We start from the raw sequence: 15,041 nt of genomic DNA, 5'->3' as shown, positions 1-15,041 counted from the left end.
ATTAAATGGCTAATACAATTTCTGCATTAGATGAAAGTGGCTGCCCTGTTGACTGGTGGTTCGCTTATAAAGTTCCAAAATTGGGTAAAACCGCAGACGAACCTACTGCTACAGGTTATGAATACATTTATTATGATCCTAATATAAAAAAAGTTGTTCAGTCTCCTAACCTGCTTACAGACGGAAAAGGAGCACTGGATCTTACACTAAAAGCAGTCTTCGATAACCCATCACCAACTACCGGATGGATTCTTTACAATGACGAAATGCCTGCTGATGCCAATAGAACAGACAGCAGTACATTTGGTCATACCAAAGGTGTTCTTGCTTTTGATACTGATACAAAAACGGCTTTATGGCTGCTTCATTCCTGGCCAAAATACGCAGATGCCAAAGCGACATCAATGCCGACACCAGAATACGGGCAGACTTTTCTCTGTATTTCTTTAGATATTGAAACAGCTGGCAAAATTGCTGCTCAAATGGCAGACCATCAGGTGCCTCAGGTATATTTACCACAAATTCCAGAATCATTAGATAAAAATGATCCTCTTTATATCCTCAGTCAGCCCCTGAACCCTAATCCCGCAGGAGATTCAGATGTGTTGGCTTATCAATCCCGTGGAGGATTTGACTTCAAGGTTATTGCAAAAAATCAAAAATGGAATAAAGATTTCTGGAATGATTTAGTCGGTCCTGCGCTTGGAACAGATATTGATGTCGAAACCTGGATTAGAGGCAAAATTCCGCCGACATTAGACAGTGACGGTATTCACAAAACTTTCGATGTTAAATATATCGACCTAAGTCCGCTTGGTGTGCCCTGGAATTGGCCAGAAACTCACGATCATGCCAAATGGGCGGTTAGTGTTGACTCTGACTGGGTTTGTGTGGGCGATATCAACCGCATGGTTTCTCAGGAAAAACGCGGAGGGGGCACTATCGCATTTCAGGATAATACACTATGGGCTGCTTTATCAAAAACAGATCTTATAGTGGCGCCGCCTGGACATTCAAGAGTCGATGCGCAGAACTTAATCAAAGCGACACAGTGAACCAGCACTATTACCAAAACTAACTTAAATCAATTCAGTAAGATGAGCCAATACCTGCAGCCAAACAAAGAGAAACTACAAAATACAATTAAGCATATTGTGGTGCTTATGCTGGAAAACCGGTCTTTCGACAACTTATTGGGCTGGCTGTACAGTGACAAAAAACCGCCTCATAACCAGCAGTTTGAAGGACTGACAAAAGATTTATGGAATCCGCTTAATAATATAGATTCAGATGGTATTCCTTTCATTGAAAAAGTAATGGTCGAGAAAAACGGTCAGCCAAAAAAACGCAGAGGCGAATTTATTCCAAATCCTGTAGATTTTACTCTTCCAAATCCTGATCCGGGAGAAGGTTTTAAAGATACCAATCATCAATTGTTTTCAAAATACAATGTAGCACAGCAGTATGCACCGCCGGCGATTAATATGGGCTTTGTCCAAAATTATCAAAATGCAATGCTGTATGGCGCTTTTAGTTTTGGTGATGACCCTACCAATCCCCGTGATATAATGAAATGTTATACACCCGAACAGACTCCAGTATTGAGCCAGCTGGCAAAAAGTTTTGCTGTCTGCGATCATTATCACTGCTCTGTTCCGAGCCAGACAATTCCTAACCGTGATTTTGTACATGCTGCAACATCAACAGGACATGTCAATAACAATCCGACTGCTCAATGTGATGCAAAAACGATCTTTAACCAGATACAGGATGCTATCGACGGAGGCAGACAAGATCTTAGCTGGGGAATTTTTGGCAACAATGATTTTGCTAACTCTAAAGATGCTGACGGTGAATTTGGAGACAATCATTTTTCGCTCACACGGCTTATCATGACGCAGTTACATGATTCAAAATTCAACAGCAATTTTGGAACATTATCCGATTTTGAAACCAAATGCAAAGAGGGAAATCTGCCGAGTTATTCTTTTCTGGAACCCAACTATGGCGGAGAAGGACAAAACGATCAGCATCCGCCCACAGATATCCGTGCCGGCGAAAAATTGATTGCCGATCTATACAATATGATAAAATCGTCACCTGTTTTTGACAGTACACTCTTTATAATTACTTATGATGAGCATGGCGGTACTTATGATCACGTCCCTCCTCCTACCGGAGCCAAAAATCCTTATGAAGATGGACGAGCGGGTCAGGATGGATTTCTTTTCAACCGCTTTGGTGTGCGTGTCCCTTGTGTGGTCATTAATCCATACATCAAAAAAGGACTGATTGCAAGACCGGATGGGTATACACCATTTGATCATTCATCCATTATCAAAACGGTTCAAAATTGTTTTAACCTTGAAGGCTCACTTACCGAAAGAGACAAAGCAGCACCGGATTTTTCGTGTCTGCTAGATCTAGAAAATGCCCGCAAAGATGATATTCCGACAGTAAAACCATTAAAGTGGAATTTAAAAGCCGGGCAATTACATGTAAACGATCTGCACCATTTGATAGCAGATATTCTGGAAGATATGACCGGTAATCCAAAGCCTTCATCTAGTGAGATTTTAGAATATATTCAGCTAAACTATAAAGCTCTTTTCGGAAATAATTAATCATTCCCGAAAAGTTTAAATCACAGCTCATGACGCACGAGTTTTTGAAAATAATAGAGTCTTACAAAAAAGCCAGCCAAAAGAATATACGAACAGTTCTGGCTAAGATTGTTCATGTGGAAGGTTCCTCTTATCGAAAAGAAGGCACCCAGATGCTTATTGATGAATATGAAAACATAACAGGAGCATTAAGCGGAGGCTGTGTAGAACAGGAAGTTATACGACAATCTATCAGTGTTTTTTCATCGAATTGCCCGAAAGTTTTTAAATACGACGGACGTTTTCGATTGGGCTGTGAAGGAAGCATTTATATTTTAATAGAAATGTTCCAGCCTGACAATGAACTATTAAGTCTAATTGAACAGGCTATTGAGCAAAGACAGTCTTTTTCGTTGTCCTGCTCTTTTCTGGCTGATGAAATAAGCAGACCCAATTTTGGAACTTCTTTTGAGTTTAAAGACATAACGATTTATCATTCCAATTACGAAAAAGATTCCAATAATCTGGTTTTCAAACAGCAAATTCAGCCCCTAAACCGATTGTGTATTTTTGGAATAGAACACGATGCCGAAAAATTAAGTCAAATGGCGTCATTCTTGGGCTGGGAAGTTATCGTGATAGGTTCTGAATACAGTGCTGTAAATGGCAGTGATTTTCCATCTGCAAAATCGGTCTTTACGATGAAACCGGAAGATCTGGATCCAAATCTATTCTGTGAAAACACCGCAGTTGTGGTGATGAGTCATAATTTCTCGAAAGATTTACGCTTTTTACTTAACATAATTTCTTCAAAAGTTCGGTATATAGGTCTTCTTGGTCCTGTACATCGCAGAGAAAAATTACTGAACGCCATTCTTGATACTGATATACTAATTGATGATATGGTATTTGACAAAATTCACGGACCTGCCGGCTTGGCTATTGGAAGCCAAACTCCTGAAGAAATAGCCCTGTCCATAATGGCTGAGATTACCAGCACCTGGAGAACCCAAAAACAGGCAGAATTTGCTTGTTTTTCTGATGAAAAGGTTTAAAAATTAGAATATAGAGCAAAAAACGATAAAAGTTCTGTTGATTAGTTGTAAATATTAATATTTTTTTTTACACAAAAAAATAAAACAAATTTCTTACAAAAATAAAAAGGATTAATTTTGAAGTTTTGTATCGTCAATATACAACTTGTGATAATTACTAATAAAATTCACCTCAATAACAAACATAAAATAATCGATATGAAAAAAATATACATTTTAGGGTCACTAATTATTAGCCAAATAAATTTTTCCCAAGTCGTATCACCATCTAATATTATTTTACAGAAAGACAAAGTAATTGGTAACGCAGACTTTACTACGTTAGTAAAAATTGATACTAATTCGGATAATACAGCTGATTATACTACAGTAGTCAATTATCAAAGTACCTTTAATCAAAAGTTTGCTCCAACACTTACGGTTGGAACATCTGTAAATATTTGGTCAGAAAATGAAAATGGTATTAAATCAGCAGTTGTCAAACTACTGGTACAAGATGACGTTATACTTTTAAGCTCGTTGTTGAACAATACATTAACATCTCCCAAAGGCAAAGTACAAAAAGAAAAAAGTATAAATGATCAGATTAAGGAAGATAATCTTGCATTGAAAAATTCAACTATAAAAAATAAAGTTACAATGTTAAATGCAGTTTTTTCGTTACCTGTTATTCGTATTAATAGCTTCAGAAACGAAGATCCAGAAAAAGATGGTTACTCCAAAGCAGATTTTTTTACATCTCTGGGCGCATCATATGGAGTTAGTTTTGGAGAGCTAACAACTGTTCGAAATGAAAGTGGAACAGTCGTAGACGAAGAGTTCGCAAATACGTTTAGCATTTATGGAGGTCTTTTATTTTCGACAACTAATGGAGAAAACACTACAAGTGTTATCGCTCCACATCTAACAATTTCAAGTCTTAATATCGCTGCGGGTGTTGGATATGAATTTGGACAAATATTAGATCAGCAACGACGCCTTTTTTTTACATTTTCATATAATATCCCATTATTTAAATTAAAAAGAGGTAGTTATTACATTTTGAAAAGTTCTGGTCAAGTTAATGACACTCAAAACAAAAACCACGGTCTTGCAAAATAAACCTGAAAATATTATGAAAAAAAATCGTAGAATGATAAAAGGCTTTAATTCACCGAATCAAAATAATAACAAATACTTCTAAAAAAAATGGCTAAAAAAAGAAAGTGAATATTTTTTTATACTTTATCAATGATACTACATTTTTCTAAAATAGAATCTGAAAAATCAAATAATAAAATAAATTATGAAGCTAATAAAATTATAATTTTAGAATAAAAAATAAGCGATATAATTTATTAAATCATGCCCAACACAATAAGAACAACAGTCGAAAACAAAGACTTTCGAAAACTTGTCGTTTTACTTGATGAGTTTCTGGTAAAATTAGATGGCGAAGACCATTCTTTTTATGCCCAGTTTGACAAACTGGATAATATCAAAAATGTCGTGGTCTGCTATGAGGATAACGAAGCGGCTGGCTGTGGCGCTTTCAAAGAATTTGATGCTGATACTGTCGAAATAAAAAGGATGTTTGTCCATCCTGATTTTCGGGGTAAAGGAATTGCGAGTGCTGTTTTGAAAGAACTGGAACTTTGGGCAGGTGAAAATAATTACTCCAGCTGTGTTCTCGAAACTGGAGCAAACAATCCAAAAGCAATTGCTTTGTACCGCAGATCGGGTTACGAAATTATCCCCAATTACGGCCAATATGAAAATGTAGAAACCAGTGTTTGCCTAAAAAAGCTAATATAAAATGAAGAGCAGTAACCTTAGACAAAAGTCCAATGTTACTGCTCTATAAAAATATATAAACTCTTAAAAAACTACTAGCTGATCAGCTTAAATCCAACAAAAAACAGCATAACTGCAATCGCATTTCTTAACAATAAATCCGGCATTTTTCCGCTTAACATACTTCCAACATAAATTCCAGGAAGTGATCCCATCAATAATTGGCCAAGCAATGCCAAATCTAAATTACCCATTGAGGCATGTCCCAATCCTGCTACAAGAGTCAAAGGCACTGCATGAGCAATTTCGGTACCAACCAAACGAGGTGTTGGCAAAAGCGGGTATAAGAAAAACAATGTAACCGTTCCTAATGCTCCCGCACCAATAGAAGTCAGCGTTACAGTTGCTCCCAATAAGACACCAATTGCAATAGTCAATAAATTTTGTGTTCTGCTCTCGCTATGAAATTTATCTCCGGCATGTTTTTGAGATAAAACCAAAAGTTTCTTTTTGAACAAAATCGCTACCGAAGTAAAGACCAAAGCCCATCCCAAACTGTATTTTATAATATTATTTAAAGCTGTCGTATCAGCATGCAGACTGTGCAAAATCCATAATGTAATTAAGGCTGCAGGCACACTTCCAAGAGAAAGCCAGCCAGTAATAGTCCAATTGATATTCTTTTTTTTGTTATGAACCAAAACTCCTCCAGATTTAGTAATCGCAGCATATAATAAGTCAGTTCCAACCGCTGTAGACGGCGGTATGTTAAAATACAATAAAATAGGTGTCATCAAGGACCCTCCCCCTACTCCTGTCATACCCACAATAAAACCTACAACTAATCCGGCAATAATTAAACCTATCTGAAAATCCATAAAATTGAAATTTTTTTTTGGCAAAAATAGAAAAAACTCCAATACTATATGCATCACAGAGCTTCTCGATAACCTCTTCAATCATTCAAATTCATTGCTTTAGTATCAAAAAAGCATCATTTCCAAATTAGCATTATAGCATATAAAAGCAATTTGCTGCCAAAATCATTTAATATTCGACTAAAACCATAGAAATTAAATACATTTCGCGCATTTTTTTATAAATTTAATAATAATCCTATGGACTTACTAGATTATATAAAAAATTAATAAAATTATTTTAAAAATAAATATTTTTCTTACGAATTAGAACTGGTTTTCGGTAATAAGAAGTTCTGAAAGCGCAAAATGCAGCTTTAAAATTGAATTAAACCACTATAGAAAACATCAAAAGTATTACTGAGAAGAATTTTTCATAAATCTAAACACAAACTGCTTTTTTGTAACTTCGCCTTTTCAAACATCAAATATGAACATCAGACTAATAGCTATAGGCAAGACCGACAATAAATCATTGCAGACGTTAATTGATGATTATACCAAAAGACTGTCTTTCTACATCAAGTTTGATTTAGAGATTATTCCCGATATCAAAAACGTTAAAAATCTATCTGAAAGCCAGCAGAAAGAAAAAGAAGGTGAACTCATTTTATCCAAAATAACTCCGACAGATCAGCTTATTTTGCTTGACGAAAACGGAAAAACCTTTAACAGTGTAGCCTTTTCAGCCGAATTACAGAAAAAAATGAATTCTGGTATCAAAACACTGGTTTTTGTAATTGGCGGACCTTATGGTTTTTCGGATACGGTTTATGCAAAAGCAAATGGAAAAATATCGCTTTCGCTGATGACTTTCTCTCATCAGATGGTACGTTTATTTTTTATTGAACAATTGTACAGAGGCTTTACCATTTTGAGAAATGAGCCTTACCATCATCAGTAAAACTCATATTTGTCGCTTATTTATTCAAAATGGTAATACTGCATCAGCCTTGGATTCACATTATTTTTTGACTAATAAAAATACAAGTTTCATAATCAATATTTTACACCAAAAAGAGATTTAATTAAAAATATAAATCGTAAATTTATTATATTTTTATTAAATCTTAATAAAATTTAATAATTGTATTTTTTCAACCTTTTTTTAACCCTAAAAAATACATAATTATGAAATCTTTACTTGGTTTTACAGCAATTTTGCTATTGCTTTTTACTGGAATTTCTTGTTCCAGCAGTGACGACTCCCCAACTCCGACTCCGACTCCTGTTATTGTAACTTTCAATGCTGCACTAACTCCAGTATCTGGTACAGGCTCAATGGCATCAGGAAATGCTGAGCTTAAATTCAACCAGACAGCTAAGACATTTGAAATTACTGTAACTTTTACAGGAATAACACCTAAGCATGGCCATATCCACGCTGCAGACGGCGCTATAGTTTTTCCTTTCTCCGATGCAGTTGTTGCTGCCTCTCCAATAAAACTGACATTTGATATAAATGATGCCCAAATTGCAGAACTGATGGCCAATCATTACTATGTAAACCTGCATACTGATGCTTTTCCAACGGGTGAAATCAGCGGCACACTGATCAAAGCAGGAACTTCAGGCGGAGGTGGCGGCGGAGGATATTAATTCTAAAACTTTAAAAAAAAGTCTTTCTATTCAAAACAGAAAGACTTTTGTTATTTAAAACAATAAAGAAATCAAATTAATAAACACATTCTTCAGAAATTACATTTTTCAGCTCAATTGTCCTAATAAAAATTTTATTCTGAATATAACTCCCATAACTGCTGTTTTTATCAAAACAATATCTTATTTTCTGCAGCCCATCATTAAAATTATTGATGACGTTTTGCAATTCATTTTTAGAAACCAATTCATTGTTTACTTTTATCTTTCCATCTTTAGAGAAAAAAACTACTATGCCTTTTAATGGTTTCTCCATTTTATAATGTATCATCGTAAAAGGCAGAAAAGCTAAATTTTTACCAATAGAATCAGCATACGAATAATAGTTTTGGGCAGCTATATTTTTGTGGGCACCATCTCCGCTTTTTTTTGCCTGCAGTTTTATTACTTCAGGAATTACCAGTCGCAATGGCAGGCGTTTGTCAATATTCAAAATCCAATTTGTTGTACTAATGCTGTTATTTCTATTTACTTCGGCTAAAGTATCTCTATCCTTTACTCTGAAAAAAATGTAAATTGGAGACAAATCCACTACTTCTTTTACAATGGTCCGATCAGCCTTTGGAAGCAGAACATCTTCTTTATTGCCACAGGAAAAAAATAGCAGCGCAGCTATTGCTAATATATACTTCATCATTTTTAACTTAATTTACTATATAATCTTATACATTCCATTGCTTCTTTCACATCATGAACTCTCAATATCTTAGCTCCTTTTATCAAAGCAACTGTATTCAAAACAGTGGTGCCGTTCAAAGCCATTTCGGCATTTGTGTCTAGCTCTTTATAAATCATAGATTTTCTGGAAACCCCTGCTAACAAAGGCAGTTCAAGCATTTGAAACAATTCCATTTTTTTCATCACATCATAATTTTGTTCCAATGTTTTGGCAAAGCCAAAGCCAGGATCCACAATTAAATCATTAATTCCCAAAGCCCTTGCTGCTGCAATACGTTCCGAAAAATAAAACAGCATTTCCTTGATAATATCTTCATATTGAGTAAAAGTCTGCATCGTCTGCGGTGTTCCTTTCATGTGCATCATGATATACGGAACCTGAAATTCGGCAATGGTTTCGAGCATTTTGTCATCCAGCAATCCTGCCGAAATATCGTTGATAATTGCAGCGCCGTTCTCGATACATACCTTTGCTACTCCAGCACGAAAAGTATCTATAGACAATATAATTTCCGGAAAATGTTTCTGCAGCAGATTCACAACAGGGATTATTCTTAAAATTTCTTCTTCTTCCGAAACAAATTCTGCATTCGGCTTGCTCGAATAAGCACCGACATCAATAAATGAAGCGCCTTCACTGAGCATTTTATCAACTCGCTTCAGCAGTTCTTCTTCATTTTTATATTTTCCTCCATCAAAAAAAGAATTTGGAGTTATATTCAAAATACCCATCACTTTTGGAGCAGATAAATCGATAAGCCGGCCTTTACAGTTCATTCTTTATTAGTTTTTACAATTGGTAAGCAATTTCAAAAATCAATGACAATTTCAATCAAAAAATTTTCCGAAATCATTTCTCATTCTGCAGTCAAAAATCGTTAATCAGCAATCTTCAATCGAAATTTATTCTTATTTTTGAAGCAATTTTATACAAATATACACCAATAATGACGAAAACTTCACAAGAATATGATGGCGTAATCACTGTTTGCCGCACACTTTTTATCAATAAAATGAAAGATTACGGCAGTGCCTGGCGTATTTTGAGACTTCCTTCTCTAACTGATCAAATCTTCATCAAAGCACAAAGAATACGAAGTTTACAGGAAAATGAGATTCGAAAAATTGACGAGGATGAAAGCGGAGAATTCATAGGTATTATCAATTATTCGATTATGGCGTTAATTCAGCTGGAATTAGGAGTGGTCGATCAGCCTGATTTGGAAACCGAAAAAGCAACAAAATTATATGATGCCAAAGTAGCTTTGACCAAAGAATTAATGGAAAACAAAAACCACGATTATGGAGAAGCCTGGCGTGAAATGCGCGTAAGTTCACTTACAGATCTGATTCTGCAAAAACTGCTTCGCGTAAAACAAATCGAAGACAATAAAGGAAAAACAATAGTATCCGAAGGAATTGATGCTAATTATCAGGATATGATTAATTATTCGGTTTTTGCGTTGATTTTAATGAAAAAATAGATTAAAAATATCTCTGTACAATACCCCAAACTAAAACAAACTTAAAATGAAAAACATCATCACCCAATTCTCCCGGATTTTTGTCGGAGTATTGTTTATAATCTCAGGATTGATTAAACTAAATGACCCTGTTGGTTTCTCCTACAAACTGGCCGAATACTTTAGCGAACCGGTTTTCAATATGCCTGTTTTTGTGCCTTTTTCTTTGGCAATTGCTTTGTTTATTGTAATTCTGGAAGTAGTTTTAGGCGTAATGCTGCTAATTGGTTTCAAATCAAAACTGACGATTTGGCTTTTACTGCTTTTAATCATCAAATTTACTTTTCTTACCTTTTACTCAGCTTACTTTGATGTGGTCAAAGACTGTGGCTGTTTTGGCGATGCACTGCACCTTACACCTTGGCAGTCATTTACAAAAGACGTTGTTTTATTATTTTTTATATTGATTCTATACATTAATATGAAATTGATAAAGCCTCTATTTTCTGATAAAATCCAAAATAGCTTAGCAGTACTTTCGGTTTTACTCTGTGCATTCATGGGGTATTGGGTAATCAATCATTTGCCTTTAAAAGATTTTCGTCCATACAAAGTTGGAAATAACATCCAAAAAGGAATGGAAATTCCTGAAGGTGCGCCAAAATCAGTTGTTGAAATGATTTTTATCTACAAAGTAAATGGTGTTGACAAAGAATTCACAGAAAAAGATTTATCGAATATTCCAGCTGGAGCCACTTTTGTAGACCGAAAAGATAAAGTTATTACTGAAGGCTACGTTCCTCCTATCCACGATTTTGCAATGGAAAAAGACGGATCTGATTATAAAGAAGAACTGCTTCAGGAGCCAAAACTGCTAATGATAGTTGCTTATGATCTAGCCCTTGCCAATGCTGACGGTCTTGCCAAAATGGAGCTGATTAATAAAAATGCTTCCGCAAAAGGTTATAAAGTGATCGGTATGACTGCTTCATCTCCGGAAAAGATTGCAGAAATCAAAAAACAATACGGAATCACTTTCGATTTTTATTTCTGTGATGCCATTCCGCTGAAAACAATTGAAAGAGCTAATCCAAGTTTTGTAATTCTTGAAAAAGGAACTGTAAAACAAAAAGTACATTATAACGATACCGATGATTTAGTTTTCTAAATTTCATCTTTAACTATAAAAATCAGCCTTGCAGAAATATTATTTTCCTGCAGGGCTTTTTTTTAAAATGCCGTTATCAATTAAAATCAAGCACAGGAAAAAAATATTAACTATAACGATATTGTGACCTTTTTTGAGGTTTTTTATTTTAAAATTATAAAATCTGCTTACTTAATTTACAATTCTTTGGTTAACTTTGTAAAAACTTAATTTAAATGAAAAAAATTGCTCTTTTAATTATTTCTTTTGTAACATTCTCCTGTACTCAAGCCCAAAAAATTCAGAAAACAGAATTCTCTGAAAAAGCACTTTCTGAAACCTTATTAGATTCAAATGATAAACAGGTTAAATTTCAAGATATTTTAAAAAAACAAAAAGGAAAAACTACTGTAATAGAAGTTTGGGCTTCCTGGTGTGGTGATTGTGTAAAAGCAATGCCAAAATTAAAAGAACTTCAATCTGGTAATCCAAAAGTTTCGTATGTATTTATTTCTATGGACAAAACTGCTGAAAAGTGGAAACTGGGCATCGAAAAACATGAATTAAAAGGATTGCATTTTATGGCAAACGACGGAATGAAAGGTGCTTTTGGCACAGCAATAGACTTAGATTGGATTCCTAGATATATCATTATAGATAAAAAAGGAAAAATCGCTGTATACCGTGCTATAGAAACCGATTTTGCACAAATTGATGAAACACTAAAAAAACTGCAATAAAAAACTGCAGCATATATTAATTACACAAAACTATAAATACTACAAAAATGAGAAAGAAGATTGTTGCAGGAAACTGGAAAATGCATAAAAATGCTGCACAAACAAAAGAATTATTAAACGAGTTACTAACTCAAATTCCAGCTGAAACTGCTGCACAGGTAATTGTTGCTCCAACATTTATAAACTTGGCTTCAGCCGTAGAAAACTTAACACATTCAAATATAGCAGTTGCTGCACAAAATTTACACCAAGCAGAAAGCGGTGCTTTTACAGGTGAAATATCTGCTGATATGATTAAAAGCGTTGGTGTAAGCAACGTAATTTTAGGCCACTCAGAGCGCAGAGCTATTTTTAATGAAACTGATGCTATTATCGCTAGCAAAGTAAATACAGCATTGAAACATGATTTGACAGTAATTTTCTGTTTCGGTGAAGAATTAAAAGACCGTCAGTCTGGAAATCATTTCAACATTGTTGAAAACCAATTAAAAGACGGCTTATTCCACATTGAAGCAAAAGACTGGGAAAAAATCGTTTTGGCTTATGAGCCAGTTTGGGCTATTGGAACCGGAGAAACTGCTTCACCTGAGCAAGCACAGGAAATGCACGAATTCATCAGAGAAACTGTTCGTAAAGCTTTTGGAAGCGATATCGCCGAAGACTTAACGATCCTTTACGGAGGAAGCGTAAAACCAGATAATGCCAAAGAAATCTTCTCTAAACCAGACGTAGACGGAGGACTTATTGGCGGTGCTGCACTTAATGCAAAAGATTTTATTTCTATTGTAACATCAATCTAAAATCCTTAAATAATTTAACTTCTAAAAGTTCAATTATTCAAATACAAAAGGAGCTGTTCAATTCAATTTGAAACAGCTCCTTTTTTTATGTTCTATATATTTTTTTAAAATTTTAGAACATAAAACCAGCGGCAGGAATACCGCTGGCTTTTCAATAATCAAATAAACAACCTCTATTGTAACGATTTTAATTGATCTGCTGCATATTGATTGGCTGGATCAATTCCTAATGTTTTATTGAAAGTATCTTTTGCTTTTACTTTATCATTCGCAGCATAAATAACTCCCAAATTATTATAAGCTTCTATTAATTTAGATTTCATTCCTTTGGAACTCAACTCTTCAACGCTTTTCTTTTTAGCAGCAGCTATAAAATCTTCGTAGTTTTTTGCCACAAGAACATCGTTTTTAAGTAAGACCTGTATTCTGGCTTTAAAAAGATAAGCATCCTGAGTTGATGGTGAAGACTGAATAATGATATCCAAAGAAGCATCTGCCTTTTTCAGCAGATCGGTTTGCTGTGCAGTTAAATTCTCAGCATTATAATAAGACCAATAAACTGATGATGCAAAAAAGAAATTATCCATTAAATAGGATTTTGTTTCCGTGTTGCCAATCGCGATTTCATAAACAGATGCCGCATCAGCGTATAATTTTTTCTCATATAGTTTTTTGGCCTGATCGGGAAGTTCTGCTGCTACAGCCGGGCTCATTTCAAATGATTTTTTAAAATCTGAAATTCCATCGCTGATTAATGTATTATCAACTGGAACCTCATTCAATCCTTTACTTAATTTTGCAGCGCCAATATAAAAATAATCTCTGCCGATAACACGGTTTGAAGCATTTGAAACAAAAGACAATAAAGAACTTATAGCCGTATCAAAATTATTATTATAGTAAGCAGAATAGCCTAAATAACGATATATTCTTGGATTTACATTATCCAATTTACTCATTTCATTCGCTTCTTTTTCAAGTGATTTATAATCGGTTGCAAGAATTAAAAAATCAGCATGACGCATACGGGAATCCAAAGAGTAGTCCGTTAAAGACATATATTTTTCATAAAATGCCAAACCTTTTGAGATATGCTCTTCATATTTCCTAGCATCGTTTAACGCCCAAAGATATTGTGTCTCGGCAAGCTCGCGATAAACTGGACCGTAATTTGGATTCATAGCAATTACTTCATCAAAAGAGGTTAAAGCAATTGGAAAATTATGGGCATTTTTGATTAATGTACCCAATCCCATTTTTGCTCTCAGCAAAGTATTATCCAATCGAAAAGCCTCACGATAACATTCGTAAGCTTCATTTTGCTTTTTATCGATTTTATAAGCATCTCCCAAGGCTAATAAAACAGCAGTATTAGCAGGATCAATTTCTCTTGACTTACTTAAAATCTCAATCGCTTTTTTATAATCCGGATGATCAGAAAAAGTATAGGCTTTACCAATAAATACTTTTTCTTCTAAATCTCTTTTGCCGGTATTTTTAACTGCTAATGCAAAATACTTTTCAGCTTCGGCATTATCACCTTTATCCAATGCGATATTACCCAATCCAATATAATTGAAATTTCCTTTGGATGAATATGCAATTCCAGCATCAAAATGTTTTTTGGCCGTTTCCTGATCACCTATTAACAGATAAACATTCCCCAAAAGAAATTTTGCATAACCATCTGAGGGTTTAGCTGCCGTAAGGGTTTCTAAAATATTTTTTGCCTTTTCATATTGTTCTGCATCGATAGCCTCCTTTACTTGTTTTATATCCTGTGCATGCCCAAATACAACAAAAAACAGTAGTGCTGCGGTATAAATAAAAACTTTTTTCATAATAGATTTATTAATTTGATTATTAGAATAACACTGTTTAAAACTTTCCTAAAACAGTATTACAAAGATAAAAAAAATCAAAATAAAAACATCAATTTTAAAGAGTTAATTAACTGTAATTCAATGATTTATATTTTAAAAAACATGATAAAAATCATATTTTATATCATTCAAAAAAAGTATAATTTCTGCTAAAAAAGTTTTATTTCCACTTTCCTTTAATCAATAAAAAACTCAATCAATTCATTTACAAAATAATATTCCAGATTATACAGCAAAAAAGATATAAGAGTTGAAAAAGAAAATTATTTATTGGTCTCAAATAGAGTTTAAAACTATGCACTTTCAGTGGATCCCGCTTTAGC

General features: G+C 34.3%; 15 protein-coding genes. 11 read left to right on the top strand and 4 right to left on the bottom strand.

What is annotated here, in order from left to right:
* The first annotated feature begins 5 nt into the window (after nt 1-5).
* From IRZ80_RS12755 to IRZ80_RS12735, 5 genes are all read left to right on the top strand, one after another.
* Nucleotides 6-1,055: a deoxyribonuclease II family protein gene (locus IRZ80_RS12755; protein ID WP_194641952.1), complete on the top strand. Its 1,050-nt coding sequence runs from the start codon at nt 6-8 to the stop codon at nt 1,053-1,055.
* A 42-nt stretch (nt 1,056-1,097) separates the two neighbouring features.
* Nucleotides 1,098-2,624 carry an alkaline phosphatase family protein gene (locus IRZ80_RS12750; RefSeq protein WP_194641951.1) on the top strand — a complete coding sequence of 509 codons (1,527 nt, stop codon included), beginning with the start codon at nt 1,098-1,100 and terminating at the stop codon, nt 2,622-2,624.
* A 29-nt stretch (nt 2,625-2,653) separates the two neighbouring features.
* Nucleotides 2,654-3,658 (top strand): XdhC family protein, encoded by a 1,005-nt coding sequence (locus IRZ80_RS12745; RefSeq protein WP_194641950.1) that lies wholly within the window; start codon nt 2,654-2,656, stop codon nt 3,656-3,658.
* 198 nt (nt 3,659-3,856) lie between these two features.
* Complete coding sequence (locus IRZ80_RS12740; RefSeq protein ID WP_194641949.1) at nt 3,857-4,759, top strand: hypothetical protein; 903 nt, start codon at nt 3,857-3,859, stop codon at nt 4,757-4,759.
* Nucleotides 4,760-5,002: 243 nt separating this feature from the next.
* Nucleotides 5,003-5,452 (top strand): GNAT family N-acetyltransferase, encoded by a 450-nt coding sequence (locus IRZ80_RS12735; RefSeq protein ID WP_194641948.1) that lies wholly within the window; start codon nt 5,003-5,005, stop codon nt 5,450-5,452.
* Nucleotides 5,453-5,526: 74 nt separating this feature from the next.
* Here IRZ80_RS12735 and IRZ80_RS12730 read toward each other — a convergent pair whose 3' ends face one another.
* On the bottom strand, nt 5,527-6,309 hold the full coding sequence (locus IRZ80_RS12730; RefSeq protein ID WP_194641947.1) for a sulfite exporter TauE/SafE family protein: 783 nt from the start codon (nt 6,307-6,309) through the stop codon (nt 5,527-5,529).
* A gap of 469 nt (nt 6,310-6,778) precedes the next feature.
* Between IRZ80_RS12730 and rlmH the strand changes: the two genes are divergently transcribed.
* Both rlmH and IRZ80_RS12720 read left to right on the top strand, forming a co-directional pair.
* The gene (rlmH, locus tag IRZ80_RS12725; protein ID WP_194641946.1) at nt 6,779-7,252 is read left to right on the top strand and encodes a 23S rRNA (pseudouridine(1915)-N(3))-methyltransferase RlmH; all 474 of its coding nucleotides are present in this window, start codon (nt 6,779-6,781) and stop codon (nt 7,250-7,252) included.
* A 227-nt stretch (nt 7,253-7,479) separates the two neighbouring features.
* Nucleotides 7,480-7,947 (top strand): CHRD domain-containing protein, encoded by a 468-nt coding sequence (locus IRZ80_RS12720; RefSeq protein WP_194641945.1) that lies wholly within the window; start codon nt 7,480-7,482, stop codon nt 7,945-7,947.
* A gap of 76 nt (nt 7,948-8,023) precedes the next feature.
* Here the strand turns inward: IRZ80_RS12720 and IRZ80_RS12715 are convergent, their stop codons facing one another.
* Nucleotides 8,024-8,644, bottom strand: a complete 621-nt coding sequence (locus IRZ80_RS12715; protein ID WP_228520904.1) for a hypothetical protein — start codon at nt 8,642-8,644, stop codon at nt 8,024-8,026.
* Between the two features lie 2 nt (nt 8,645-8,646).
* A complete protein-coding gene (gene folP / locus IRZ80_RS12710; RefSeq protein ID WP_228520903.1) occupies nt 8,647-9,462 on the bottom strand; it encodes a dihydropteroate synthase in 816 nt (271 codons plus the stop codon).
* A 170-nt stretch (nt 9,463-9,632) separates the two neighbouring features.
* Here folP and IRZ80_RS12705 point away from each other — a divergent pair, with 170 nt between their 5' ends.
* The 4 genes from IRZ80_RS12705 (at nt 9,633) to tpiA (ending at nt 12,835) form a co-directional block, all read left to right on the top strand.
* Nucleotides 9,633-10,169, top strand: a complete 537-nt coding sequence (locus IRZ80_RS12705; protein WP_194641944.1) for a DUF1599 domain-containing protein — start codon at nt 9,633-9,635, stop codon at nt 10,167-10,169.
* Between the two features lie 46 nt (nt 10,170-10,215).
* Nucleotides 10,216-11,316, top strand: a complete 1,101-nt coding sequence (locus IRZ80_RS12700; RefSeq protein WP_194641943.1) for a BT_3928 family protein — start codon at nt 10,216-10,218, stop codon at nt 11,314-11,316.
* A 215-nt stretch (nt 11,317-11,531) separates the two neighbouring features.
* The gene (locus tag IRZ80_RS12695; RefSeq protein ID WP_194641942.1) at nt 11,532-12,035 is read left to right on the top strand and encodes a TlpA family protein disulfide reductase; all 504 of its coding nucleotides are present in this window, start codon (nt 11,532-11,534) and stop codon (nt 12,033-12,035) included.
* Between the two features lie 47 nt (nt 12,036-12,082).
* Nucleotides 12,083-12,835, top strand: coding sequence for a triose-phosphate isomerase (gene tpiA / locus IRZ80_RS12690; RefSeq protein ID WP_194641941.1), 753 nt, complete (start codon nt 12,083-12,085; stop codon nt 12,833-12,835).
* Between the two features lie 173 nt (nt 12,836-13,008).
* Here the strand turns inward: tpiA and IRZ80_RS12685 are convergent, their stop codons facing one another.
* Nucleotides 13,009-14,676: a tetratricopeptide repeat protein gene (locus IRZ80_RS12685; RefSeq protein ID WP_194641940.1), complete on the bottom strand. Its 1,668-nt coding sequence runs from the start codon at nt 14,674-14,676 to the stop codon at nt 13,009-13,011.
* Nucleotides 14,677-15,041 lie beyond the last annotated feature (365 nt).

Source organism: Flavobacterium sp. HJJ (assembly GCF_015351475.1).
GTDB classification, from domain to species: Bacteria; Bacteroidota; Bacteroidia; order Flavobacteriales; family Flavobacteriaceae; genus Flavobacterium; species Flavobacterium marginilacus.
The sequence above is the reverse complement of the archived record's forward strand: the minus strand, read 5'-3'. Positions and strand labels throughout refer to the sequence as shown.

What these genes read in the sequence shown, in the direction of transcription:
- IRZ80_RS12720 (WP_194641945.1), top strand. Translation starts at nt 7,480, where the DNA reads ATGAAATCTTTACTTGGTTTTACAGCAATTTTGCTATTGCTTTTTACT.
- tpiA (WP_194641941.1), top strand. Translation starts at nt 12,083, where the DNA reads ATGAGAAAGAAGATTGTTGCAGGAAACTGGAAAATGCATAAAAATGCT.
- IRZ80_RS12685 (WP_194641940.1), bottom strand. Translation starts at nt 14,676, where the DNA reads ATGAAAAAAGTTTTTATTTATACCGCAGCACTACTGTTTTTTGTTGTA.
- IRZ80_RS12750 (WP_194641951.1), top strand. Translation starts at nt 1,098, where the DNA reads ATGAGCCAATACCTGCAGCCAAACAAAGAGAAACTACAAAATACAATT.
- IRZ80_RS12735 (WP_194641948.1), top strand. Translation starts at nt 5,003, where the DNA reads ATGCCCAACACAATAAGAACAACAGTCGAAAACAAAGACTTTCGAAAA.
- folP (WP_228520903.1), bottom strand. Translation starts at nt 9,462, where the DNA reads ATGAACTGTAAAGGCCGGCTTATCGATTTATCTGCTCCAAAAGTGATG.
- IRZ80_RS12695 (WP_194641942.1), top strand. Translation starts at nt 11,532, where the DNA reads ATGAAAAAAATTGCTCTTTTAATTATTTCTTTTGTAACATTCTCCTGT.
- IRZ80_RS12745 (WP_194641950.1), top strand. Translation starts at nt 2,654, where the DNA reads ATGACGCACGAGTTTTTGAAAATAATAGAGTCTTACAAAAAAGCCAGC.
- IRZ80_RS12705 (WP_194641944.1), top strand. Translation starts at nt 9,633, where the DNA reads ATGACGAAAACTTCACAAGAATATGATGGCGTAATCACTGTTTGCCGC.
- IRZ80_RS12755 (WP_194641952.1), top strand. Translation starts at nt 6, where the DNA reads ATGGCTAATACAATTTCTGCATTAGATGAAAGTGGCTGCCCTGTTGAC.
- IRZ80_RS12700 (WP_194641943.1), top strand. Translation starts at nt 10,216, where the DNA reads ATGAAAAACATCATCACCCAATTCTCCCGGATTTTTGTCGGAGTATTG.
- IRZ80_RS12740 (WP_194641949.1), top strand. Translation starts at nt 3,857, where the DNA reads ATGAAAAAAATATACATTTTAGGGTCACTAATTATTAGCCAAATAAAT.
- IRZ80_RS12730 (WP_194641947.1), bottom strand. Translation starts at nt 6,309, where the DNA reads ATGGATTTTCAGATAGGTTTAATTATTGCCGGATTAGTTGTAGGTTTT.
- rlmH (WP_194641946.1), top strand. Translation starts at nt 6,779, where the DNA reads ATGAACATCAGACTAATAGCTATAGGCAAGACCGACAATAAATCATTG.
- IRZ80_RS12715 (WP_228520904.1), bottom strand. Translation starts at nt 8,644, where the DNA reads ATGATGAAGTATATATTAGCAATAGCTGCGCTGCTATTTTTTTCCTGT.